Source organism: Synechococcus sp. MIT S9451 (assembly GCF_047304725.1).
In the GTDB taxonomy this organism is placed as follows: domain Bacteria; phylum Cyanobacteriota; class Cyanobacteriia; order PCC-6307; family Cyanobiaceae; genus Synechococcus_C.
This window is the reverse complement of sequence record NZ_CP138971.1, coordinates 1,821,866-1,841,848: the sequence shown is the minus strand read 5'-3', so window position 1 is coordinate 1,841,848 and position 19,983 is coordinate 1,821,866. Positions and strand designations below refer to the sequence as shown.

The window sequence follows — 19,983 nt, the reverse complement described above, 5'->3', positions numbered from 1 at the left end:
CCGTTTCTGAAGAGGCTCACCACCAGCCTGAAGCCACTCTCAGCGCATCGAAACACCATCAAAGGCGAGCCTCAGTCCGGCCCACTAGAAAGTGAGCACGCAAGCTGCGCACGCTGTGCCCAAGGATCCCCTGAGGTTCCGAGAGGGGGATGGGCCACTCAACCGGCCAGGGCCTGGTTGAGGTTGTTAATCAGGTCAACGGCGGGGTTCGGCCTTGCGCACACCGATCTGGCGGCCCATCCACTCAACGTCTTGCAGATCGTTGATGGCGGCCTGTTCGTCGGCCTCATTACGCATGTCCACGAAACCGAAACCACGCTTTCGGCCTGTCTCGCGATCCAAGGGTAATGAGCACTTGGTCACCTCGCCGTACTGGGAGAAGAGATCCTCAAGGTCTTCCCGTTCAGCATCCCAAGAGAGGTTCCCGATGAAAATCGTCAAAAAACTGGCCGTATGAGTTCTTGAGAAGCCTGCCACAGCATCGATCCCGCTGTGGCAGTGCCTGGCAGATGAACAGGCAACGCAACAACCCACTACCCCATCACTTCAGGCAATGCACTCTCTTCTGCGTTCGGATACATGGTTTTTGCCAGCACGAGAAGCTCAGAAGCCGTGCTGTGATCTCCCTCTTGACTGAGCAGTTGGATGAGAAGAATGAGTTCTGCGTAATCAGCGGTAGCGGTGCCATTGAGCAACCCCCGTGCAGTGCCACGGGCCACAATCAATTCCAAGGTCATGCTCATGGGATCAAGCTGACACCGATAAGGAGGTCACCGCCAAAACAGCAGAGTTTTGAACGCTATTGAGGCGGGGTGTCAGGACATCAACAAGATTGAGCTGCAGACGCAAGAACCGAAACAGAGCCTTCAGGCCAACACCCATTTTGAGCGTTGAGGAGTGTCCCTCAATGATCAGAAACGAAAACTTGTTTTCAACAAGCCGCCAAGCTGGCTGAACGTGTCTCCGAAGGAAGTGTTCTGACCATAAGGACGAGACAAATAGAACAAGGCAGGTGTCACACTAATATTGTCAGTGACATGAAATTGATACCACCACTCCCAAACATAGTTGCCATCTCTTGGAGCTTCCCCATTCTCCAGACTTGTCGCAAACACAGGCTGGCCCACTGCAATTCCAGCTTGGTTGCTGCGCAGGAACACATCACTCCACTCGAGTGCCAGAGTCCAGGATTGACTGGTGGATACCAGACTGTTTTGATCAACCAATGGATCATTAAAAACACTGCTTTCATAGGCAGTATTATTGATACCCCAACCCAAGCTGATTGATGGAATCCAACCGCTGTCTTGAGGCTGCCAATATCCACTTAGAGCGAAGGCCGATGTCGTACCAGGGTTTGCATAACTTTCTAAAGTAAAGTTTGAGCCATACACAATGATGTCATTGCCATTTTGGATCAAGGAATAGATCGCAGCAAGTCCTAATCCATCAACTTCATATCCTATCTGAAGAGTCCCAGTACCTCCAGAGCCATGGCCAGAAATCCCTCCATTAAAGGAATTTGACAAGGCACCATTGGCAGCAACGTAATTAGCAGTGATGCTGAATCCATGCCGGGACCAACTGATCCCAGCGCCTGACCCTAGGTTCATATTGTAGGCACCAGGCGCACCATTCAAGGTCAGTACATCCAAAACACTGCTACTGGGGTACACACTTGGCCAGATCGCAAGCATGTCTTCCTGGCCAACATTGGCGCCAATGGTGAAGGTCAAGTCAGGTGAGAATGGGAATGTATAAAAGAGCTTTTCAACAATCACATGATTGGGCGTATCGCCTTCCTGAAAGGCTACTGAGAGCTGAGAGAGAGGGCTGGGTCCACCCCCACCAAAAACGCTCAATCCACCGTCAAAGTCACCGACCCGCAAAACCGCAATTAAATTGTCCTTACCGGTGAAACTTGTGTTGAGAATTAGATCCTGATTGTAATTAAAAGTAGTAGCCCCATACAGCGCGTTCGACTGATCGACAGACTCCTGCTCGGAATCCTGCTTTGTCATTCCTGCGAAACGATTAGCACCAATGACAAAGGTGATCTCAGCCTCCAGCTTGGTGGTGGTGGCGAACTGGGTGGCTTCCAGTTCGCCAACGCGAGCTTCCAGACCGTCAACGCGGCCCTTGAGGATGGCGAGTTCACGCTCGAACTCTTTCATCAGGCGCTTCAGCTCGTCGGTCACTTCAGTGATCCGGTCGAGGCAAGCGTTCAGCAGTGCGGCCGCTTCAAAGCGGGTCATCGCACGGTTGCCGCGGTAGGTGCCGTTCGGGTAGCCGGCGACACAGCCGTAGCGCTCGACCAGGTTGGACAGAGCCTGGTAAGCCCAGTCGGTCGGAACCACATCCGAGAACTGGGTGATGCTGGTGACCTGATCTTGGCTGGACAATGGCGAACCAGCAGCAAAGCCAGAATTGGTATTGAAGCTCAATTCAGCTGAAGCCGACCCCACCGAAAAAAGAGAAGCGAATGCCCAACCAAAACCAAATCGAACCAAAATATGCTTTGAATTCATCGCGATAAAAAGATGGCGGACACAAGTTCCGCCACAAAAGAAATGCCAGAAGATTCGTCTAGAAGAATCTTTTCAATCACCATCAACAGAAATTGTTCCGTCAATCAATGATGGCAACCCATGCAAAAGCGAGACCGATACCAATCCAGATTCCAGCACCCAGGCGCTGACCCTGCTCACCCAACCAGTTGATCACCTCTTTGGATGCTGTCGTCACAAGCAGGAGTAGTGCACCCTGAGCAATCAGAAGGCCTAAGAAATAGGTGGCAAGGGGTGTGGGTTCGGCACCAACAATGGTGCTTCCCAGCAGGAAACCATGCAGACCGATCAAAGGAAGCAGCCACTGCACCGGCACCAGCGCCAGAGCCATCAGCCCCTCGATCACCAGCGATAGGGAAACAAGCGCTTCCGCCCAAGGAGCGATGGCATCGGGCAGTGGAATGAACTGGGAGAGGGCACTACCTGCAAGCCCCACAGCAAGCAAGGGGAGCACCCATTTAATGGGACGACGCAGGCCAATAAAGGCGACTGCGAGCAGGAACAAAAGATGGTCTGGTCCCAGCAGTGGATGCCCAATACCGCTTAGCAGTCCTTGCCATGCCGTCAGGCCGGTACTGTCACCCATTCCAAAGGGATGGTGAGCATAGGCAGGAACGGCAATGGAAGCAGCCAAAAGCAGGGGAGCCGACAACAGCCCAGCCTTCTGAACGGCCAGCAACGGTCGCAATGAAGTCAAGATCGATCCTCGTCGAGTGGAAACCTGGCGGGCGTTCTGACTGGCACCAACAAGAAAGAGGTGCATCACAGCTGCGGGACAGTGACGGATTCGCACCGTTCTTTCCCCGTTTCCTTCAGTGGCTGATCCCCACCAAAACCAGAGGCTTTAACCTATCAAATCCAGGCCGTTTTGTAACCAATGCACACCACCTGCCCTTCTGACAAGGTGCAGCAGATCTAAAGTGATAAATGATTCAGGATGGGGGACCAGGGCTAGCAGATACTCCTTAATCCAATCAAGCAAAAGCCTTCGGAGCAAGCTTTTGGTAACAGCAACAAGACTTGCAATCTGCGATCAAGCAATTTAACTAGCCAGCTTGAGAAGCAGATGAATCTCTTCCGAAATTCTGTATTCTGATCCAACTGATACTGATGCCTCAACCGAACCAGCCAATCGGATGAAAAATCACGATCAAGACTGTGATGGCATACCCCAATGGATTGCGATCGGCATTGCACCCAGAGGGATCGTGGCCATCGGCATCGTTCCGATGGGTGTGATCACCGTTGGCGCTGTGGGGATGGGCATCATCAATATCAGCCTTGTCGGCATGGGCGCTCTGTCGGTCTGCTTCGTCGGGATGGGGCTCTGGGGTACTGGTGTTCAGTTCATGAGCCTTTAAAGCCAAGTGACGATGGGGCACAAAAAAGCCCCTGACCAATGATCAGGGGCTTCAAGCTGGGAACGATCGTCGCTAAGGACGCAGCTGAGCAACCAAGAATCAAGCCCAACCTTTGGAGGACTGAGACTCAACATAAGCAGCAACATCAGCAATATCGTCAGCGCTCAGCTTGCCGCCAAAAGCAGGCATACCGTTCTTGCCGTTGGTCACCTGATAAGCGATGGCTTCTTCGTGGCCCTCGTTGTAGCTGGTGAGATAAGACTTAAGGTCGTCTTGCTGAAGGGTGCGCTGGCCATTAACGACGTTGCCTCCACCCATGTGGCAAGCCGCGCAGTTAGCCGAGAAGATCTGCTCTCCATGAGCAGAATCGGCAGCCATGGCAAAAGAAGGCGCCACAAGACCAATCAGAGCAGCAAGGGCGATCGAGAGCAGGTGTCTCATCATCTAGGTAGGAAGACCTACCTTCTTTAGTCGCAGATGTCCCCAAAAGCACAACCAGCCCCCGCATTCTTTACTTTCCTTTTGTATCAAGTGAGCCAGCCTCAACCAGACTGCAGCGCAACTCAACAGTGCCGACCTTGAAGTGGCTCCATGCAGCTCTGATCGGGCTTTTCGCCTGTGCTCTGATCGGCTGGCCGGCCCAAAGGGTTGAGGCATGCGTGGAGGGCCTTTCCTGGGGCATGCCCTTAGAGCAGGTGCGTGACCACCTCGGCCAAAGCCAACCCGTGGACGATGAGCAGCCCCATCGCTTTGTTGCCAGCCATGTGCTGCTGGATCGTCTTCCCGTCTCCAGCGTCACGTTTGACCTCGACGAGACCAACGGCCTGCAGTCCCTGGCCTATGAGTTCGCCATCGATGACATGAGTGAGGTACTGGCTGGTCTGCGGGCAAGGCATGGCCAACCGCTCAGCACCAGTTCAGAAGACCAAGACCAAAGCGAGCAGGTCTGGGTTTGGAATACAGGTGAAGACCTGATCACAGCCGTCAAACATCAAAGTGCCGAACAGGCAAAGTTCCTGATCTCGTATCGACAAAGCAGGCTTCGCCCAGAAACGCTCTAAAGCGATCATCAGACCGGCCCAGCAGGCATCTTTGGGGCGAACAAGTGGCCCAAGCACATGACAATCATGCTGTATAGCCAACCACAACTCAGCAGGAGATGACTAACCAAAGCCTTGGCAATCCTTCAGCAATATCGATCAACAATTGATCAAGATTCAAACGGTAACCTTGTATCCAAGCGCGAACACTCCTAGTTCAATCGTGTGCCTCTGAATGCAATCAACACGACGTGATTGGGCAGGGATGCCATCACATCTGGATACCATGCATCCTGGCCCCGTGAACCTTGGCACTGCTCTGGGATTCTGCCAGTGGACCAGACTTAATCCATGTGAGGTCGAAGCCCCGCACCTCATTGCCGCGTTCTGATTTGCACAGATCAGGGCATCAAGCCGAAACAGGCTTGGCCTGGAAATTCCAGTGTTCCTCATCCTCAAGCCAAAGCTCCCACGCAAATTGCTTGCCCCTGCTGGTGGAGAGCTTGCCGCCGAAACCAGCAGGAGAGGCGCTATAGAGATCGATGATGGCGTTGGCAGGTTCACCGTCTCTTGTGAACAGGTCAGTGACCCGATGCCCTAACCGTTCGGAGAGATCGGCTTTGAGGTCATCCAACGTCATCAGGGTTCGTCGAGAAATCCAGAATGAGATCACCGTGTTCATCACGGGTGATCACAAAGCCGAAGCCATCGAGCCGACCACTCCAGACCCCTTGGTCAGGATCGTAATCAAGCCCCTGCTGTTGCTCCACGGTGTGATCAAACAACTGTTGAAAACAATGGCCAGCGACAACTGCCGCCTGCTGCTCATCCATCTCGTCAAGCTCATGCGACTCGACCGAACACCCCTCCAGGAGCTCGGCATCAATCACATTGCCAACGCCCAAATCGGCAACGAGGGCCTCCAGGGCTGCAAGGGTTTTCGTTTCAGGCATGTGTGAATCATCGCTTAACGACAGCCGGAAGCGCGACCAGGGAGCACCTGGGCAAGCACCGTGGTGAGCGCTGTATCCACACTGAAGGTCCGAACACCAAGGTGAACTGGCTTCGCCACCACCGATTGGGCGAGGTCAAGCTCAAACGGCACAAATCCACCCTCGGGGCCGATCATCACAACCGCCGGCTGAGCCAAGTGATCTGCCAGAGAGATTGGAGCACCCATCTCAGCGATCCAACAGGGACGACCTGCACACAGATCCACCAGTTCATCTTCCACAAAGGGGCGGAAACGCTGATGCAAATGCACCCGAGGGGGCTGGGTGTCACGTGCCCGTTCCAAGCCAGACAGCAAAGCCTCTTCGATTTTTTCAGGCTTCAACAATGGGCTTTGCCAGTAACTCTTATCCACCCTGGCGCTGTTGATCAGATGCAGGTTCTCCACCCCGAACTCGGCAACCGTGCGCAGGATTCGTCGCAGCATCTTCGGCCTGGGCAAAGCCAGAACAATGTCAAAACAATGACGAGGAGGGGGCAAATCTTCGAGCTGCACCGTCAAGATCACGGTGTTCTGCTCAATGGACTGAACCACAGCCTCGCCGACCCGCCCATCCAGAATGCCAACCCTGAAGGCATCACCAACGCTGGCCCTGAGCACACCAATCAGATGGGCAGCACGATGATCAGAAATCAGCACCCGCTCGGCGTCGAGCCAATCGTCTCGCTGATGCAGCAGAACAATGTTCATGCGAGCACGAGAAGCCAGGTGAAAGCAGCAGCCAGGCTAGGAGGCGTTGAGGCTTGCGCTCACTGAAACCAAGGTCAAACCTGGACGCAATCGAAGCTGGCTGGCGAGGGAGAACGACACTAAAGAGAGCCCCTCAAAGCCAATCCGCATGACCACAATCGAATGTCGCTATAGCGGCAATCTCCACTGCGACGCCCGACACGGCCCATCAGGACAGCACCTGCAGACCGATGCACCAAAGGATCACGACGGCCTGGGGCAAACGTTTTCTCCCACTGACTTGTTGGCCACATCCTTGGGAACCTGTGTGCTCACGGTGATCGGCATCACGGCGAAACGTCGTCAATGGAATGTGGAGGGAGCTAGCGCCAGGGTGACCAAAATGATGACCCCAGAGGGTCCGCGCAAGATTGCATGCCTCAAGGTCGACGTGCACCTACCCGAGCAATGTTCCCCGGATCAACGTCGGTTGCTGATGCGCATGGCCGAAGACTGTCCGGTCAAACGCAATCTGGAGGGAGCGCTGACAATCGAGCTGAACTGGACTTGACCAGCAATGATCCATCGGCATTGACTTGATGCCAATGACTGTGCAAGACAAGCCACAGCAGCCTGGAAGATCAAAGCACTGGGCCCGGCTCATCGAGCCGGACCAGCGCTGCTCCTTCAGGCTGAAACAGCTGAACCCAGAGGCATCAAGCCGTCAGCTCCAGCCGTTGCTGGCCTGATCTTCAACGTAAGCCGCCACATCCGAGATCTGGGTCTCGGTCAGGGTGTCGATGAAGGCCGGCATTTCATTCAGGCCATAGGTGACCTGAGCCACAATTGCGCTCTCATGGCCGTTGTTGTATTGAGCGAGATACGACTTGAGGTCATCCTGCTGCAGTGTGTGCTCACCATTCACAATGTTGCCCCCGCCAGCGTGGCAAGCAGCGCAATTGGATGAAAACACTCTGGCGCCACTCGCAGCATCACCAGCGAAGGCATACGTGGGCGCCCAGATCAAAACGAAAAGAGCAGCAACGACAGACAAAAGAGCACGCATCGGCAACTTTTAATCACACAAGCCATTCTCATCGTCATCGGCGAATGGAGTCAGCCTGGCGTGCAGATCGTCATATCCCCCTTGCATCAGCCAAGCAGGTGCTGCAAGGGGGATCAGCTCAGTGACTGGTGTGGCTTCCATGATTGTGGGCCGAACAAGGCATCCACTGATCACCCATCTGGTGCGCACCTTTGCAGCCGAAGTGAACAGCCGCGGCCTCGGCTTCTTCGCGGGTGGGATACATGGCCTTAATTCCGGTAGCAGGGGTGCTCACCTCAGCCTGAGGATCCATGGAGAGAGCCACACCGCTGTGATCATCACCGGAAACGTGATGGGCGATCGCCCCACCACCGAGAGCGGACAGCGCTGTCAAGGCCGCAACACAGCCCAGATGCTTCCAAGTGGTTCGATTGAGGAAAACAGTCACAGATCGATCCACGTCGATAGAGGGTGATATCGGCGGACAGGCTGCCTGCAACGGCCCAGAGGCCACCGATATCCACGTTCTAATGGCGCAGCCTCAACCTGGCAAAGACGGCTGTCGGCGAAGAATGCCGTGATGGGGTGCGAACAGAAAGGCCAGCACAAACAGACCGGTCTGGACCAGCACGATGCATCCCGCGGGAGAGCGATCGCTCCAATAGCTAACGAACACTCCGACAACACTGGAAATCACACTGCTGGCAACGGCCAAAAGCGTCATGCGATCGAAGCGATCAGTGAGCAGATAAGCAGTGGCGCCTGGTGTCACGAGCATGGCCACCACAAGGATGATCCCGACTGTTTGCAGACCTGCTACCGCCGCTAGAGACAGAATCGACAACAACAGGTAGTGAAGGAAGCCGGTATTGATCCCAATTGAGCGCGCATGGGTGGGATCAAAACAAAACATCAGCAGATCTCGACGGAACAGCAGCAACACCGCAAACACCACAATCGAAATCAGCAGGGTCTGATGAATATCTGCATTGGAAATACCCAGCACGTTGCCGAACAGGATGTGGAAGAGGTCGATATTGCTCCGCACGTTCGACACCAAGACGAGTCCGAGAGCGAAGAAACCGGTAAAGACAAGGCCGATCACGGTGTCTTCCTTGATGCGGGATTTCTGTTGGACAAAGCCGATTGTGGCGACAGATCCAACCCCGAACACAAAGGCCCCTAGAGAGAAGGGAAGCCCAAGGGCATAGGCCAGCACCACCCCAGGAAGCACCGCATGGGAGACGGCATCACCCATGAGGGCCCACCCCTTCAGGGTCATGTAGCAGGAGAGCAAGCCGCACACCGACCCCACCAGGGCACTGATGCACAGGGCACGCACCATGAATTCATGGCGGAGAGGCTCCAGCACCCAATCCATTAGCACCCACCACTCCATGGCACCTGAGAAGTCTCTCAGGACGAAGCATCAATGGCCTTAAGCAATGGCCTCAAGCAGTGGCCTCAAGCAGTGGCCTCAAGCAGTGGCGAGCAGGCAAAGCCGCCACAGTTCGAACCAATCAGGCGGCCACGCCCACCGAGCCGCGCTCTGTTGCAGGCCTTGAGCCTCGGGCCGCTGGCGATGCTGCTCAACACAGCCGCAGCCAAGAGATTCGGGAGGACGCCATGGCGCAGTTTGAGCGAGATTTCTAATCATGCCCAGCTTCGCATTTCCGAATTGCACAACAGCAGAACACCGCAACACGAAAAAAACCAAGCCCGCAGAAGGGATCAAGTGATCTTGAATGAGTAATTTGGCCTAACTTTTGGCGCCTAACGAAATTTCATGAAGTTGTGTGGTTTCATCTTAAAGCCGTCCAGCCATCAATCAATGATCTTCTTTGCGGGAACTTTGGTAGCCACAGCTACCGTCGCTTTTGTATTTGTGATGCGCTCCATTTTAAAAGAACTTGATATAAAGCTTTCGCTACCATCTCTTCCTTCAATCAGCCTTCCTTTCACGAAGCGTTCAGTTCAGTCTGCCAATATCTGAATAGTCAAGCCCCACGGCATCAGCTCCATCTAATGACGACTATCAGAGTCAGCTTTGCTATTGCCGGTGAGCAGATCAGGAGGAACACCACCAAAGGTGAGTGAGAGATTCTCGGAGGTGAAAACCTCCGAGGTCTCGCCATAGGCAAGAACGGTTTTGTTGATCAACACCACCAGATCACAAAACTCACGCACATGGCTGAGGTCATGGGTGGAGATCAAAATGGTGCGTCCCTCACTGCGAAACTGCAGGAAAAGATCAGCCATCAACTTCTCGGTGCGCACATCCACGCCGTTAAAGGGCTCATCAAGCAGCAGCACCGAGGCCCCCTGAGCGATGGCACGGGCAAGAAACGCTCGCTTGCGCTGACCTCCAGACAAAGCCCCGATGGGACGATCACGAAGAGGGAGCAAGTCCACTTGGGAGAGGGCCTCCCGCACGGCAACGCGGTCCGCACGCGCAGGGACGCGAAGCAGATTCATGGCGCCATAGCGGCCCATCATCACAACGTCCCAGACGGAAACCGGGAAGTTGTTATCAATTCCTTCGCTCTGGGGGACGTAGGCAACGGCCTGCTCACGCTGAGCCTCCGCCACAGTCAAGCCATTGATACGAATTCGACCACGGGATGGGCGAACGAATCCTGTGAGCGCTTTAAACAAGGTGGATTTGCCTGAACCATTCATCCCAACCAGGCCACAGATGCAACCGGCAGGCAACACCAGCGAGGCGTCATAAAGCGCCACCGTGGCGTTGTAGTTCACACAAAGATGGTCAGCCTCGATTCGCATCGTCATGGCTACTGACCCTGCGGACTGAGACCCTTGCGGATGAGTCTCACATTGTGCCGCTGCAATTCGAGCAGCGTGGGGGCCGGCCCGTTGTGTTCCGAAAGAGAGTCGACGTAAAAGGTGCCTCCGAAGCGGGCTCCTGCAGCGGACGCAACCTGCCGCTGAACTTTGTCGCTCACTGTGCTTTCACAGAAGACTGCAGGCACCTCGGACGCCCGAACCGTTTCGATCAGTCTGGCCATGCGCTTGGGGGTGGCCTGGGTCTCGGCATTCACAGGCCAGAGATAGGCCTCTTCCAGGCCATAGTCTTTGGCCAGATAGCTAAAGGCGCCTTCGCAGGTCACCAGCAAACGTTGATGCTCAGGCAGTGCTGCCAAGGAGGCTCGCAGATCGCGATCAAGCTGCTGCAACTGCTGCTTGTAGACCTCACCATTGCGACGGAAGCTCGCTTCCCCGGCAGGGTCTAATGCGGAAAAGGCTGCAACGATTCGATCCACATACTGCTGAGCCCGTTGGGGCGACATCCAAGCGTGAGGATTGGGACGACCCGCATAGGCATCCCCTTCAATCAACAAAGGCTCAATCCCCTGGGTGAGCGTGACGGTAGGAACATCTCCAGCCGCTGCGGTGAATCGTTTGGCCCAAAGTTCAAGGCCAAAACCATTCTCGAGAATCAGCTGAGCTGAAGCAGCCTTCTCCAGGTCACTGGGAGTGGGTTCATAGCCATGAATTTCAGCACCCTGCTTCGTGATGGAATGCACCTGCAGTCGGTCTCCGGCCACATTGCGTGCCATGTCAGCAAGAACGGTGAATGTGGTCAGCACCACCGGCCGGCCATCAGCAGGTGCACTCTTCTCACGCTGGGCCTGAGGGGAGCGGCAAGCGGTCGTGACCAGAAAGGCCAGCAGCCAAAGTGCCGTCAACGACCTCGCAAACCTCAGAGCAGGGATGGCTAGCACCAAGTTCCAGAATCGATATTAGAAGATCGAGCGCCACCAGACGACAGCGGACGAGACGCAATAGAGACGTTCTCGTGACGTAATAGTGTCATAAACGTGCCGCGCCCCAAGAGCTCGGGCCAAGGGTGGATCGAAGCCGACCAGGGCTACCTGCAAGCGGAGACGGCCATCAGGGAGTGCGTTCAGGCTGAGATCGCACTTCGGAGATCCTCCTCGCATGGGCTTTCAATCCTGCGAAGGAAGACCGCCGCCACCGCCATGCCATCTCGCCCACAAGTGCCGGAATGATCGACCAGAGACACCAATTGCAACCACTAACTGACCTTGCAGCACCTGCCTCAACGACGATGCGGGTCAGTCAAGGAAGCGTCCTGCACCGACTGGCACAGTGCCAGTTGACGCGCGAATGTTCCAGTGTGTGAGGAGATGGATCAAGAGACGGAGTCGAAACAAGGACAGACGCCCGTCTCACTGATCTTTATCCCAACTCCGCCCTCGGCGGAGTTTTTTTTTGCGCTAAGCCAAAACTGCCTCTGGGCACACCAGCACACCAGATCTGGTGGCCTCCCATGGTCCAAAGTCTCCGCAAAACAAACATCAGCGGCGCGTGCTGATTTCGGTGACAAACCACGCCATATCTGGGACTTGCGCCAAAGCCAACACCACGACTATCTCTAAGCCAAGGCCGGGTGATGGGGACAATCACCGGCCGCAACGCAGCCCTGACCCGAGCGTCGGGGCTTTTTCATCGCTGTGGAGTCGTTCCTGAACTGATGTGGAGACCAACGGCCCTTGTCACCAGAGGAACGAAAACATCGACCTCAACCCAGCGTTGACGCCAGACACAACCCAACGCCATCACCACCTGCGCCACCGTCTGCGCCACCACCTGCGCCACAGATCCATCATGAAACGACAGACTGGTTTGGCTACATGCTGAGCCATGGGATTCAAGAGCCCCGCCAGCAAGGGCCAGACACCACCACTGTTCAGACCCACGAACCGCTGATGGAGAAGCGCCGCATCCAGGCCCTGGTCAAAGAGTGTGCAGCAGAACTGTTTGAGCTCGCATGCCAGGTGAGTGCCTATCGAGACTGGGATCTAAACCTTCCCGTGGCCGTGATCGATGCCCGTCAGAGCAAAGCCAAGCTGATCGTCACCTCCGTGGGCACGATCAACTCCGTGCTTCGTAGCTCGTCCACCATCGGCAACCCGCTTATGAAGCGGTTTTTCGAACGTTTCAGCAGTGTGGGACTGGAGCAAGCAAGGCAAGAGTTCAACCAAGGCGATCAGGCGGAGGCCTTCGCCGAACTCTGGGAGACTTACCTCGAGGAACGTCGCAGCGGCGGCCAGCCAATGTGGAGTGTCGAGGACTCCACCGCCTTCGTGATGCAGAGTCGCAGCAGCCATCGCGACCGGGAGGTGGCCTGTGTGGCTGTTCTGTGCGGCGATCCCCACGCCATCGTCACCTTCAGCGTTCCGATTCGATTTCTCACCTCTCCAGCGGAAGACGATGGCAGCGCCGGCTCCACTGACTGAGTCAAAACGAGCCAGAGGGAGGCGAGAAACTGTGCTTATGACTAAAACAACGAGTCTTGCCGCACCGCTGAGCGAGCGACTGAGCGAGCGGGGCCTTCATGCCGCCAACCGTCGCTGAGCCACGGCAGCAGTAGCCCCTCCAACGCCTGAAGCTCGGCACCATGCGCTGGAGCGAGCCAAGCCTCCTCAAGGCCATCAGGAATCAGCACTGGCATCCGTGGGTGCCAAGGAGCAACAAGCGAGTTTGCTGACGTGGTCAACACAGCACAGGTCTCAACTTCACTGCCATCAGCCCCAAGCCAGCGTTCCCAGATCCCACCCATCCAGAACGGTCGTCGGTCATGACGACCAAAGCGATGCCGGCCTTCGAAAAAGGCGGTGGCAGGGATCAGGCAGCGACGGTGGCGCCAGGCACCACGAAAGCTGGGTTTCACTGCAACCGTTTCCGAGCGGGCATTGATCGGTCGCGGGCCTGGGCCAGGATCCTTGACCCAGCCAGGAAGAAAACCCCAAAGCATCAAGGCCTCCTTGCATGCCCCCTCCTCCTGGGCCAGGGCCAAAAGGGGCTCGGAAGGCCGAACCAGAGGTCGAGGCCGATAGTGACGGCGATGCTCATCGGACAACGCGGCCTGCAAAGGAAGAGGCAGTTGGTCCGCTGTGCAATCCAGGGAGAAACGACCACACATCGGCAGATCAGCACTGCCTCAGAGGATGGCGCACCCCCAGCCAGGAGCCAAATAACAATTTGGTAGCAACAGCTACAGAAATGCCCTATAGTGAAAGCACGTTGAGCCCCACCAGGGGCTGCAGTTCGAGCTACGCCAAGCAACGGGGGCGTAGGCACTGTGGAGTTCAACCATGAACACCCTCGAAATCACCCGCAACCGGATGCGTAAGCAGGCCGCCCTGAGCGAAGCTCAGCGGCTAATGGCCAAGGCCTATCGCGGCGTTGAATACATCGACGCCCATCACACCGCCCTCAAGCCCGAAAAGGCCACGGAACTGCGTTATCGCGGCATCCGATACAGCATCTGATCGTCAAATCAAAAAGAGCCCAAGCCCCGCAAGGGGCTTTTTCATGCTGAAAACTGGCCGAAGACGTTAGGGACCATCAGCCAACTGACGGTTCCAGCGGCGCTCAACCTGAACAAACAAGAGCCACGCCAGAGAGGCACTCACCCCTCCAGCCCAATCCGAGCGCAGCAACTCCACAAGAGCAATGGTGCTGGCAGCAATGCGCAGACCAGCCAAAGCGAACCTGCCCCATCGCCTCCAGCTCTCTAAGCCAGTCGATGGAACACCAGATCCAGCCTGATCAGCCATCAGCAGTCGGAGCAGGAGAACTTCTGCTGCAGGCGATTCTCCAGTTCCGCAAGATCTTCAGACAGCATCAGCAGTGCCATTCCCATCAAACAGAGGCTTCCAGCCAGGTCTGCATCCCCATGCATCTCAAGGGTGCGTGCTGCCTGCAAATGCTGAGCCCAGGTCAACCGCATGAAGAAGCCGATGCTTAGCTTCAATCTGAACGAGGCCCCAGTGAGCAGCGAACACAGTTACAACTTGAAATACTGACACAACGCCTGAGCGGTAGAGATCGCTACAGCCCCTCGGATTCAGACCGATACCTTCACAGCATCCTCTGGAGGGAATCATGTCGTCAGGAATCGAACTGAGCACTGAACAGCTCTTCCACCTGGAACACTTCAATCGCGCCCTCGACGCCACCAGCGACCCTGCTCAGCTGAGACATCTGGCTAAGCAGCTGCTTCAGGCTTGGCAAACCCAGAAAGCGGCCACCAAGTGGATCATCCACCAACGCAGCTTTGAACCAACCCGAGCCACCGAAATGATCAAAAGCCTGCCTGATCCGGAGCCTTAAAACTCTCCTCGCAAGGATTCAGGAGAACAGTGGTGAAGCTCCATCTCCCGAACCATCTCACCGGCAAACCAGAGCCCCACAACCTCTGCACACCGATGGTCGCCATCGCAGACCCGATAGCGACCATCGCCAAGAGCTTCAATCGACGACCCCATCGGCGTCGACACAACTGACTGAATAGCCACGCGTCTCATGCGTCCAGCATCAGTTCTATCAGGTCAAATCCCCTCGAAGCGAATGTTGAGGTTGACCCGGTCAGGCCCCAAAGCCGTGGCCTGGGTGACCAGTACAGCAGTTTTTCCTGCTGGCGTGGCATCAACGCTCACACCGGCAGGGACTGCCCAGGTGGCAGAAAAGCCCCAACCAGCTTTGGTTGTACGAATCGGCTGTTCGCTGTAACCAGCGTTGGCCAGTGCCTGCTTGACCATCGAGAAGACGGAGTCTGGAGTGCCCTGGAGCTGGCCATTCAAACCGGCCTGACCGATGGCATTGCCGCTGAAGAGGGGAGCAAGTCCTGCTTTCACGGCATTCGGCAAAGCGCCCAAAAGCTCGGCAGCCGGCTCGGCCATGGCCGCTGGCGACAACGCCGACAGCGCAATCGTGGCGGCGATCAACAACCCACGCATGCGTTCCAAATAGAAGGCCCTTCGGTCTTAGTCGCCCCCTTCTCGGCTGACAACATCAGAGCATCCACCCGTCCATCTCTGGCTAGCTTTGTGCTGCATAGCAGGATCACAATGCATCTTCTCAAGTTCAGCTCGGAAGATTGCGGCACATGCCATCGCATGAGCCATTACGACGCCAAAGTGGCTGAAGAGCTTGGCTGTGATTTCGTTTCGGTGATGATGCAAGACACGAACGCTTATCGCAAATATCGCAAAGTGCTGCTGGCTCAATATCCAAATAAGGAAGGAATGGGATGGCCGACCTATCTACTGGTGAGCAATCCAGAGGCCGATTTCACCATTCATGGAGAACTCAAAGGCGGCATGCAAAAGGGTGACTTTCGAACCAAACTTCAGGCCTTACTAGACGCATGAATCTCCTCCCCTAGGGAGGCTTGAGCCGAACGGCTCGAACGTGAAGAGTAAGGAGGACGCCTGGGGACAAGCTCAGAGGGCATTGATGCCAGGGTCCTCGATGTCCATCACCTGCTTCTCGAGGGGCAACAACTCGTCCTCGTCGGAAGCGCGGGTGCGCACCGGCGCACCAAAGCCTCGAGCTCGAACATTGGAGACCTCAAAGGGGCCTGGGGTGCCGGAAGGAACCGCAAGCCGCAAGGCAAAGGGATGCACTCCAGGCTCGACATCTCCAATCGATCCCACTCGGGTGCGGTTCTGAAGCACCGGTTCACCGCTGGCATCGAGAATGCGGGCATAGACATCGGTGTCATACACAAAACGTCGACCAGGATTGGTCACCATGCCGGAGAGCACATAACAGCTGGCACCAGCAGTTCGGCTCACCCCGGAACGTCGTGGATCTCCACTTGGCGCAGGCTGGGCGCCAGGATCTGACTGATCACAAGCAGCAAGGGCCACTGACGTGAGTTTCAGATCGGCTGCCCAGGCAGGCTGCACAGAGGCGGTCAGCATCACCAAGGCGATCATCACACTGAACAACAAGCGCACCATTCGCAAGCTTCAAACCGACTCGTCACATCACATTCTGATCGATTTCAGCCCCGCGCAGTGATGGGCGCCATTACTTGCAGTCTCGAACGATGCTTACGGTGCAACGTCGTGACGTCAGCCACACCCAGCAGACTGGCAGTCGTTTCAAAACCGTCGTACTCATCAGGCCAAGAGCAGACGCCAGGAGAACGGTCATCCGTTAAGTCAAACCAAAAAACGGAGTTAAAAAGACAACATCGAAGAGATCAAACAAATCTTCTCTGGCTCACAACTCACTGCTACAAGCAGCTCTTGGTCTCCTTTACAAGACCAAGAATTGATCATCGCCCTTGCGTTGTTCAAGTTGTTCCTCCTCTAAGGCCAATTGCAGATCAATCCGTGTGATGCGATAGCCAAGGCGGCGAGCAGCGAGCACGAATTCATGGCGGGAGCGGCAACATTTCATCGCCCGTCGAATCACCCCATCGGTTTCAACATCGCTCACCAAACGCTCGAGCTCATGCCAGCTCATGGTTGTGCATTGCCTGAACACCCACCATGCCCTGGGGGCAACACCTCCGCCAGCCCCCTTAGAAGAAAAGCATCAGGAGCCAGAACACCAACAGAGCCGAGAGTCCAAGCATCGCCAAAACCAAAACGGTCGCGCCTAAGCCAGCTGCCACAAACAGCCGCGAGGCACTTCGGGGAAAGAGCAGATACAGGGTGAGGGCGAGGGCAACCGGCCAAAGAGGCGGAATCAGCAAACAAACGATGGTGACGACCCCGAGCCGGAGGCGCAAAGAGGCCTGAAGTTTCTGCTGCGCCAGGCTTTCACGCTCCGCCTGAGCTTCAGCTTCGCGTTCGTCATCGGACTGCCAGCGCCCAAGCTCCTGGGCCTTGGCCAGCTCTTGTTCAATTTTGAGTCGGCTAGCAGCGTCGCTCATACCCCAGCTTAATCAACCCAAAACAGGCTCTACGGGTGCAAGCCAGCAGGGGAAGCATCAAAAACGAACAGCAAACTCCCTGTCACGAGCTTAAAAATGGAACCATCAGCCTCAATTAATTGCGATATTGAGCTTTCCAGCCAAAGCAATCGGTACAGACAGCAAGGCAATGGTGTGACCAAGATCACAGCAAATATTGAAGTAGATCAATAAATCGGGTGCCAATCACGGCGATGGTATGTGAGTCGGAGGGATCACCTTCGAATCAACTCACACCAACAAAGAACCATGACCAACTCGTTCCTCAGCGAAACCATTGATCAAGAGATTTCTATTGAAGAAATGGCACAACTCAACGGTGGCAACTACGTTCGTAAAGCCTGGGATTGGCTTAAAGATCAAATCACAGGAGGCAAAAGCGCCAAGGACCTTATCGAAAAAGGCATTATTTGCCAATCAGGCTCTTCTCATCAGCATGGCAACCATCCAGACGCAAACTGCCCAGACAACTCGACTCAGGTTAAAGAAGGAGGCTGCACAGACGACCTGCCTTTTTAACAGATCAATGAAACCACACTTGTCCCGAAAAGCATCTCGATCAAGCCTCGCCAAAAACGGGGCTTTTAGCTGGTTCACGGCAACTCAAAAGCCAGAATCAACTTCAATCATTCTGAACCAGATCAGATCGTACGGCTACATCAAAGCCATTTTGGAGACTCACAAAGCCACAAAAAGATACACCTCTGATTTTGACCGACAACTCACCTAAGCAGATTCTTGCAGTCAGGGTTTTCCCTAACCTTGGCAATGGCCTGCCGAAGCACATTCTCATATTTTCTCGTATCTAAATCATTAACTGTTGACTCGACATAAGCCGATAAAAACCCATTGGCGACTTCATCATCGATGAGTCCTGCTTTTGCTAATTGACAAGCCGTAGATGCTGCACCACCGGTAAAACCGAACCAATAAGAATAAGGTTCAATTTCTTCTGGCTGGGCCTGGGCAGGCAAGGCAAGCAAAAAACCGGTGAGCAGTAGAAAAACTTTCATTGATTGATCATCTTTCCAATGATTTAGCATGGAGCTTGAAAAAATGACAGAGCAATGTCAGGCCATATCGACTAGTGCTGTTGCAGAGGCAGCCACGATGTCTGCTCCAGAGTGGCTGCCTGTAAAGGGCTGAGAGCAGCCTTTGAGCACCAAGTACTTGAACGACGAAGTGAAGAAGCTGGCTGAGGGCGTTACTGCGTGAGATCCTGCAGTGGCTTACCCCACAGATGTGTAAGCACACGTTTTAAAGGCAAGCACTGACAACGATCCACAACCACTGCTGTGCCGAAGTTTTGGGCGATTCATCAGAACTATCTGCTTGCGATCGCGAAGACCTAGGCCTGGTGCCGGTGCCGGTCGACAGGCTCTCCACAGGGAACGGCCATCGGCCGACTTTGAAGCGTTATAGAAACAGCGCCATTAGCCCAGTTCAAGACAAGCCAGTCCATACACATCCTCCAACCCTTGATTGGGGATGCGCCCCCGATACATGCGAAGCGTGCGGGCGAAGGGTTCAAACCCAATTCGTTCCATCAAGGGGGACGCGAACGGATTGCCCCCAGGCGAATCGATAATCACAACACCAGGGTGGTCTTGGAGTAACGCGCGGATGAGCAACTCCGCGAGTTCAGGCGAATCGGCAAGCAGAGGGCCGATGCGCCAGCCTTCGCCGTCAATCAGCAGACAGGGGCGGATGCGAGCAAAGCCATGACAAGCCTGATGCTGATCAAGCAAAGCCACGACAGAGCCGGCTGGGTGGTGCAACCAGTCCGAAAGAAAATGGGGCCTCGGGCTCAGCTCCCGCTGAGCGTCATAGATCTGGAGGGCTGGCTCGGGGATGGCATCGCCGCTTAACAGTCGCAAGCCATCAGGCATCGGTAGGTCTGGGCTGCTCCCCAAGGTTGGCGCCGCGGTGGTGCGCCAACGAATGGTTGGAGAAGCGGGCTGAAAACCCCAACGGGAGTAATCATCAATGCGATCCTCCGCAGCTTCCAGGCCAATACAGGCAACACTCTCAAGGTGATCCAAAGCGTGCTGCCAAAGCTCCTTGCCGTAGCCCTGGCCCCTGTGATCAGGCCGAACGATATAAAGCCCGATGAAGCCATAAACAAGGTTGTAGCGAACGCCGGCAATGCAGCCGATCGGCTCACCGCCGAGGCATCCCACCCAGAGACCCTGGCGATCCGTATGCCGATAGATACCAACATCACCCTTGCCTGGAGCAAAACCCTCCTGTCGCGCCCAGCTGGTCATCAACGGCACATCGGCCCGATTGATGGTGCGGATCTTGAGATAGGACGCCATCTCTTCAGCCTGAAGTCAGGCCAACCTGTCGGCAAGCGATGCAGCGGCCTTCCACACAACAGTGTGCTGATCGCAACCGGGCTGAGACGCGATACGAAACAGCCCTCTCAGAGACTGTTTCGGACGATGCGGTCCAATGCCTGACGGAAGAGGTGGTCACGAAGAGGCGCTGGAAGCTGATTGCCCTGATGGCGTCGCCATCACGCTCCGGTCC

Annotated in this window: 34 protein-coding genes and 1 riboswitch; of the genes, 8 read left to right on the top strand and 26 right to left on the bottom strand. The window is 55.5% G+C overall.

The window, feature by feature from the left end; all coding sequences use genetic code 11:
• Positions 1-195: 195 nt before the first annotated feature.
• The 6 genes from SIB72_RS09670 to SIB72_RS09645 form a co-directional block, all read right to left on the bottom strand.
• Positions 196-441, bottom strand: coding sequence for an RNA recognition motif domain-containing protein (locus SIB72_RS09670; RefSeq protein WP_115017323.1), 246 nt, complete (start codon positions 439-441; stop codon positions 196-198).
• 92 nt (positions 442-533) lie between these two features.
• Complete coding sequence (locus SIB72_RS09665) at positions 534-743, bottom strand: hypothetical protein (protein WP_115120902.1); 210 nt, start codon at positions 741-743, stop codon at positions 534-536.
• A gap of 168 nt (positions 744-911) precedes the next feature.
• On the bottom strand, positions 912-2,528 hold the full coding sequence (locus tag SIB72_RS09660; RefSeq protein WP_413743746.1) for an iron uptake porin: 1,617 nt from the start codon (positions 2,526-2,528) through the stop codon (positions 912-914).
• Positions 2,529-2,628: 100 nt separating this feature from the next.
• A complete protein-coding gene (locus tag SIB72_RS09655; RefSeq protein WP_371410902.1) occupies positions 2,629-3,153 on the bottom strand; it encodes a HupE/UreJ family protein in 525 nt (174 codons plus the stop codon).
• Between the two features lie 119 nt (positions 3,154-3,272).
• A riboswitch (cobalamin riboswitch) is annotated at positions 3,273-3,422 on the bottom strand.
• Positions 3,423-3,682: 260 nt separating this feature from the next.
• Positions 3,683-3,934 carry a hypothetical protein gene (locus tag SIB72_RS09650; RefSeq protein ID WP_413743745.1) on the bottom strand — a complete coding sequence of 84 codons (252 nt, stop codon included), beginning with the start codon at positions 3,932-3,934 and terminating at the stop codon, positions 3,683-3,685.
• Positions 3,935-4,027: 93 nt separating this feature from the next.
• Entirely contained in the window at positions 4,028-4,369 is a 342-nt protein-coding gene (locus SIB72_RS09645; RefSeq protein ID WP_115120996.1) for a c-type cytochrome, read from the bottom strand.
• 128 nt (positions 4,370-4,497) lie between these two features.
• On the opposite strand from SIB72_RS09645, the gene SIB72_RS09640 reads away from it, so the two are divergent.
• Positions 4,498-4,989, top strand: coding sequence for a hypothetical protein (locus tag SIB72_RS09640; protein ID WP_413743744.1), 492 nt, complete (start codon positions 4,498-4,500; stop codon positions 4,987-4,989).
• Between the two features lie 388 nt (positions 4,990-5,377).
• Here the strand turns inward: SIB72_RS09640 and SIB72_RS09635 are convergent, their stop codons facing one another.
• From SIB72_RS09635 to SIB72_RS09625, 3 genes are read right to left on the bottom strand one after another with little or no spacing between them, the layout of a single operon-like run.
• Positions 5,378-5,608: a hypothetical protein gene (locus tag SIB72_RS09635; protein ID WP_115120899.1), complete on the bottom strand. Its 231-nt coding sequence runs from the start codon at positions 5,606-5,608 to the stop codon at positions 5,378-5,380.
• Positions 5,595-5,921, bottom strand: coding sequence for a hypothetical protein (locus SIB72_RS09630; RefSeq protein ID WP_115120898.1), 327 nt, complete (start codon positions 5,919-5,921; stop codon positions 5,595-5,597). Before SIB72_RS09630 ends, SIB72_RS09635 begins: the two co-directional genes overlap by 14 nt.
• A gap of 14 nt (positions 5,922-5,935) precedes the next feature.
• Entirely contained in the window at positions 5,936-6,670 is a 735-nt protein-coding gene (locus SIB72_RS09625) for a 16S rRNA (uracil(1498)-N(3))-methyltransferase (RefSeq protein WP_115120897.1), read from the bottom strand.
• 148 nt (positions 6,671-6,818) lie between these two features.
• On the opposite strand from SIB72_RS09625, the gene SIB72_RS09620 reads away from it, so the two are divergent.
• Positions 6,819-7,220 (top strand): OsmC family protein, encoded by a 402-nt coding sequence (locus tag SIB72_RS09620; RefSeq protein WP_170953909.1) that lies wholly within the window; start codon positions 6,819-6,821, stop codon positions 7,218-7,220.
• A gap of 153 nt (positions 7,221-7,373) precedes the next feature.
• Here SIB72_RS09620 and SIB72_RS09615 read toward each other — a convergent pair whose 3' ends face one another.
• The 3 genes from SIB72_RS09615 to SIB72_RS09605 form a co-directional block, all read right to left on the bottom strand.
• Positions 7,374-7,715 carry a c-type cytochrome gene (locus SIB72_RS09615; protein ID WP_413743743.1) on the bottom strand — a complete coding sequence of 114 codons (342 nt, stop codon included), beginning with the start codon at positions 7,713-7,715 and terminating at the stop codon, positions 7,374-7,376.
• 118 nt (positions 7,716-7,833) lie between these two features.
• Positions 7,834-8,142 (bottom strand): DUF3721 domain-containing protein, encoded by a 309-nt coding sequence (locus tag SIB72_RS09610; protein ID WP_413743742.1) that lies wholly within the window; start codon positions 8,140-8,142, stop codon positions 7,834-7,836.
• A 93-nt stretch (positions 8,143-8,235) separates the two neighbouring features.
• The gene (locus SIB72_RS09605; RefSeq protein WP_413745092.1) at positions 8,236-9,075 is read right to left on the bottom strand and encodes a metal ABC transporter permease; all 840 of its coding nucleotides are present in this window, start codon (positions 9,073-9,075) and stop codon (positions 8,236-8,238) included.
• Positions 9,076-9,152: 77 nt separating this feature from the next.
• On the opposite strand from SIB72_RS09605, the gene SIB72_RS09600 reads away from it, so the two are divergent.
• Entirely contained in the window at positions 9,153-9,347 is a 195-nt protein-coding gene (locus tag SIB72_RS09600) for a hypothetical protein (RefSeq protein WP_413743741.1), read from the top strand.
• Between the two features lie 369 nt (positions 9,348-9,716).
• Here SIB72_RS09600 and SIB72_RS09595 read toward each other — a convergent pair whose 3' ends face one another.
• The 4 genes from SIB72_RS09595 to SIB72_RS09580 form a co-directional block, all read right to left on the bottom strand.
• Entirely contained in the window at positions 9,717-10,478 is a 762-nt protein-coding gene (locus tag SIB72_RS09595) for a metal ABC transporter ATP-binding protein (protein WP_413745091.1), read from the bottom strand.
• A gap of 8 nt (positions 10,479-10,486) precedes the next feature.
• A complete protein-coding gene (locus SIB72_RS09590; RefSeq protein WP_413743740.1) occupies positions 10,487-11,401 on the bottom strand; it encodes a metal ABC transporter substrate-binding protein in 915 nt (304 codons plus the stop codon).
• Positions 11,402-11,455: 54 nt separating this feature from the next.
• Positions 11,456-11,656: a hypothetical protein gene (locus SIB72_RS09585; protein WP_413743739.1), complete on the bottom strand. Its 201-nt coding sequence runs from the start codon at positions 11,654-11,656 to the stop codon at positions 11,456-11,458.
• A gap of 526 nt (positions 11,657-12,182) precedes the next feature.
• The gene (locus tag SIB72_RS09580; RefSeq protein ID WP_413743738.1) at positions 12,183-12,335 is read right to left on the bottom strand and encodes a hypothetical protein; all 153 of its coding nucleotides are present in this window, start codon (positions 12,333-12,335) and stop codon (positions 12,183-12,185) included.
• A 35-nt stretch (positions 12,336-12,370) separates the two neighbouring features.
• Between SIB72_RS09580 and SIB72_RS09575 the strand changes: the two genes are divergently transcribed.
• The gene (locus SIB72_RS09575; RefSeq protein ID WP_413743737.1) at positions 12,371-12,976 is read left to right on the top strand and encodes a hypothetical protein; all 606 of its coding nucleotides are present in this window, start codon (positions 12,371-12,373) and stop codon (positions 12,974-12,976) included.
• A 41-nt stretch (positions 12,977-13,017) separates the two neighbouring features.
• Here the strand turns inward: SIB72_RS09575 and SIB72_RS09570 are convergent, their stop codons facing one another.
• Positions 13,018-13,662: an SOS response-associated peptidase gene (locus tag SIB72_RS09570; protein WP_413743736.1), complete on the bottom strand. Its 645-nt coding sequence runs from the start codon at positions 13,660-13,662 to the stop codon at positions 13,018-13,020.
• 172 nt (positions 13,663-13,834) lie between these two features.
• Here SIB72_RS09570 and SIB72_RS09565 point away from each other — a divergent pair, with 172 nt between their 5' ends.
• Complete coding sequence (locus SIB72_RS09565) at positions 13,835-14,011, top strand: hypothetical protein (protein ID WP_170953906.1); 177 nt, start codon at positions 13,835-13,837, stop codon at positions 14,009-14,011.
• 66 nt (positions 14,012-14,077) lie between these two features.
• On the opposite strand, the gene SIB72_RS09560 is transcribed toward SIB72_RS09565, so the two are convergent.
• Both SIB72_RS09560 and SIB72_RS09555 read right to left on the bottom strand, forming a co-directional pair.
• The gene (locus tag SIB72_RS09560; protein WP_413743735.1) at positions 14,078-14,299 is read right to left on the bottom strand and encodes a hypothetical protein; all 222 of its coding nucleotides are present in this window, start codon (positions 14,297-14,299) and stop codon (positions 14,078-14,080) included.
• Positions 14,299-14,472, bottom strand: coding sequence for a hypothetical protein (locus SIB72_RS09555; RefSeq protein WP_170953905.1), 174 nt, complete (start codon positions 14,470-14,472; stop codon positions 14,299-14,301). The genes SIB72_RS09560 and SIB72_RS09555 overlap by 1 nt, the downstream gene beginning before the upstream one ends.
• A 155-nt stretch (positions 14,473-14,627) precedes the next feature.
• Here SIB72_RS09555 and SIB72_RS09550 point away from each other — a divergent pair, with 155 nt between their 5' ends.
• Entirely contained in the window at positions 14,628-14,855 is a 228-nt protein-coding gene (locus SIB72_RS09550; protein WP_115120891.1) for a hypothetical protein, read from the top strand.
• Here SIB72_RS09550 and SIB72_RS09545 read toward each other — a convergent pair.
• A complete protein-coding gene (locus SIB72_RS09545; protein ID WP_413743734.1) occupies positions 14,852-15,049 on the bottom strand; it encodes a hypothetical protein in 198 nt (65 codons plus the stop codon). The two genes, SIB72_RS09550 and SIB72_RS09545, sit on opposite strands and share 4 nt — an antisense overlap.
• Before the next feature lie 24 nt (positions 15,050-15,073).
• On the bottom strand, positions 15,074-15,481 hold the full coding sequence (locus SIB72_RS09540; protein WP_413743733.1) for a hypothetical protein: 408 nt from the start codon (positions 15,479-15,481) through the stop codon (positions 15,074-15,076).
• A 111-nt stretch (positions 15,482-15,592) separates the two neighbouring features.
• Here SIB72_RS09540 and SIB72_RS09535 point away from each other — a divergent pair, with 111 nt between their 5' ends.
• Positions 15,593-15,895: a thioredoxin family protein gene (locus tag SIB72_RS09535; protein ID WP_413743732.1), complete on the top strand. Its 303-nt coding sequence runs from the start codon at positions 15,593-15,595 to the stop codon at positions 15,893-15,895.
• 72 nt (positions 15,896-15,967) lie between these two features.
• On the opposite strand, the gene SIB72_RS09530 is transcribed toward SIB72_RS09535, so the two are convergent.
• From SIB72_RS09530 to SIB72_RS09520, 3 genes are all read right to left on the bottom strand, one after another.
• Complete coding sequence (locus tag SIB72_RS09530; RefSeq protein ID WP_115120887.1) at positions 15,968-16,489, bottom strand: hypothetical protein; 522 nt, start codon at positions 16,487-16,489, stop codon at positions 15,968-15,970.
• A gap of 301 nt (positions 16,490-16,790) precedes the next feature.
• A complete protein-coding gene (locus SIB72_RS09525) occupies positions 16,791-17,000 on the bottom strand; it encodes a Nif11-like leader peptide family natural product precursor (RefSeq protein ID WP_115120886.1) in 210 nt (69 codons plus the stop codon).
• Positions 17,001-17,058: 58 nt separating this feature from the next.
• Positions 17,059-17,412 carry a hypothetical protein gene (locus SIB72_RS09520; protein WP_413743731.1) on the bottom strand — a complete coding sequence of 118 codons (354 nt, stop codon included), beginning with the start codon at positions 17,410-17,412 and terminating at the stop codon, positions 17,059-17,061.
• 288 nt (positions 17,413-17,700) lie between these two features.
• Here SIB72_RS09520 and SIB72_RS09515 point away from each other — a divergent pair, with 288 nt between their 5' ends.
• On the top strand, positions 17,701-17,970 hold the full coding sequence (locus SIB72_RS09515) for a hypothetical protein (protein WP_413743730.1): 270 nt from the start codon (positions 17,701-17,703) through the stop codon (positions 17,968-17,970).
• A gap of 203 nt (positions 17,971-18,173) precedes the next feature.
• On the opposite strand, the gene SIB72_RS09510 is transcribed toward SIB72_RS09515, so the two are convergent.
• Both SIB72_RS09510 and SIB72_RS09505 read right to left on the bottom strand, forming a co-directional pair.
• The gene (locus tag SIB72_RS09510) at positions 18,174-18,464 is read right to left on the bottom strand and encodes a hypothetical protein (protein WP_413743729.1); all 291 of its coding nucleotides are present in this window, start codon (positions 18,462-18,464) and stop codon (positions 18,174-18,176) included.
• 420 nt (positions 18,465-18,884) lie between these two features.
• Positions 18,885-19,769, bottom strand: a complete 885-nt coding sequence (locus SIB72_RS09505) for a GNAT family N-acetyltransferase (RefSeq protein WP_115120882.1) — start codon at positions 19,767-19,769, stop codon at positions 18,885-18,887.
• Positions 19,770-19,983 lie beyond the last annotated feature (214 nt).

Coding starts and splice junctions, on each gene's coding strand:
- SIB72_RS09665 (WP_115120902.1), bottom strand. CDS start 743: ATGAGCATGACCTTGGAATTGATTGTGGCCCGTGGCACTGCACGGGGG.
- SIB72_RS09660 (WP_413743746.1), bottom strand. CDS start 2,528: ATGAATTCAAAGCATATTTTGGTTCGATTTGGTTTTGGTTGGGCATTC.
- SIB72_RS09655 (WP_371410902.1), bottom strand. CDS start 3,153: ATGGGTGACAGTACCGGCCTGACGGCATGGCAAGGACTGCTAAGCGGT.
- SIB72_RS09645 (WP_115120996.1), bottom strand. CDS start 4,369: ATGAGACACCTGCTCTCGATCGCCCTTGCTGCTCTGATTGGTCTTGTG.
- SIB72_RS09635 (WP_115120899.1), bottom strand. CDS start 5,608: ATGACGTTGGATGACCTCAAAGCCGATCTCTCCGAACGGTTAGGGCAT.
- SIB72_RS09630 (WP_115120898.1), bottom strand. CDS start 5,921: ATGCCTGAAACGAAAACCCTTGCAGCCCTGGAGGCCCTCGTTGCCGAT.
- SIB72_RS09625 (WP_115120897.1), bottom strand. CDS start 6,670: ATGAACATTGTTCTGCTGCATCAGCGAGACGATTGGCTCGACGCCGAG.
- SIB72_RS09620 (WP_170953909.1), top strand. CDS start 6,819: ATGACCACAATCGAATGTCGCTATAGCGGCAATCTCCACTGCGACGCC.
- SIB72_RS09615 (WP_413743743.1), bottom strand. CDS start 7,715: ATGCGTGCTCTTTTGTCTGTCGTTGCTGCTCTTTTCGTTTTGATCTGG.
- SIB72_RS09605 (WP_413745092.1), bottom strand. CDS start 9,075: ATGGATTGGGTGCTGGAGCCTCTCCGCCATGAATTCATGGTGCGTGCC.
- SIB72_RS09595 (WP_413745091.1), bottom strand. CDS start 10,478: ATGCGAATCGAGGCTGACCATCTTTGTGTGAACTACAACGCCACGGTG.
- SIB72_RS09585 (WP_413743739.1), bottom strand. CDS start 11,656: ATGCGAGGAGGATCTCCGAAGTGCGATCTCAGCCTGAACGCACTCCCT.
- SIB72_RS09575 (WP_413743737.1), top strand. CDS start 12,371: ATGCTGAGCCATGGGATTCAAGAGCCCCGCCAGCAAGGGCCAGACACC.
- SIB72_RS09570 (WP_413743736.1), bottom strand. CDS start 13,662: ATGTGTGGTCGTTTCTCCCTGGATTGCACAGCGGACCAACTGCCTCTT.
- SIB72_RS09565 (WP_170953906.1), top strand. CDS start 13,835: ATGAACACCCTCGAAATCACCCGCAACCGGATGCGTAAGCAGGCCGCC.
- SIB72_RS09560 (WP_413743735.1), bottom strand. CDS start 14,299: ATGGCTGATCAGGCTGGATCTGGTGTTCCATCGACTGGCTTAGAGAGC.
- SIB72_RS09555 (WP_170953905.1), bottom strand. CDS start 14,472: ATGCGGTTGACCTGGGCTCAGCATTTGCAGGCAGCACGCACCCTTGAG.
- SIB72_RS09550 (WP_115120891.1), top strand. CDS start 14,628: ATGTCGTCAGGAATCGAACTGAGCACTGAACAGCTCTTCCACCTGGAA.
- SIB72_RS09545 (WP_413743734.1), bottom strand. CDS start 15,049: ATGAGACGCGTGGCTATTCAGTCAGTTGTGTCGACGCCGATGGGGTCG.
- SIB72_RS09540 (WP_413743733.1), bottom strand. CDS start 15,481: ATGCGTGGGTTGTTGATCGCCGCCACGATTGCGCTGTCGGCGTTGTCG.
- SIB72_RS09535 (WP_413743732.1), top strand. CDS start 15,593: ATGCATCTTCTCAAGTTCAGCTCGGAAGATTGCGGCACATGCCATCGC.
- SIB72_RS09530 (WP_115120887.1), bottom strand. CDS start 16,489: ATGGTGCGCTTGTTGTTCAGTGTGATGATCGCCTTGGTGATGCTGACC.
- SIB72_RS09525 (WP_115120886.1), bottom strand. CDS start 17,000: ATGAGCTGGCATGAGCTCGAGCGTTTGGTGAGCGATGTTGAAACCGAT.
- SIB72_RS09520 (WP_413743731.1), bottom strand. CDS start 17,412: ATGAGCGACGCTGCTAGCCGACTCAAAATTGAACAAGAGCTGGCCAAG.
- SIB72_RS09515 (WP_413743730.1), top strand. CDS start 17,701: ATGACCAACTCGTTCCTCAGCGAAACCATTGATCAAGAGATTTCTATT.
- SIB72_RS09510 (WP_413743729.1), bottom strand. CDS start 18,464: ATGAAAGTTTTTCTACTGCTCACCGGTTTTTTGCTTGCCTTGCCTGCC.
- SIB72_RS09505 (WP_115120882.1), bottom strand. CDS start 19,769: ATGGCGTCCTATCTCAAGATCCGCACCATCAATCGGGCCGATGTGCCG.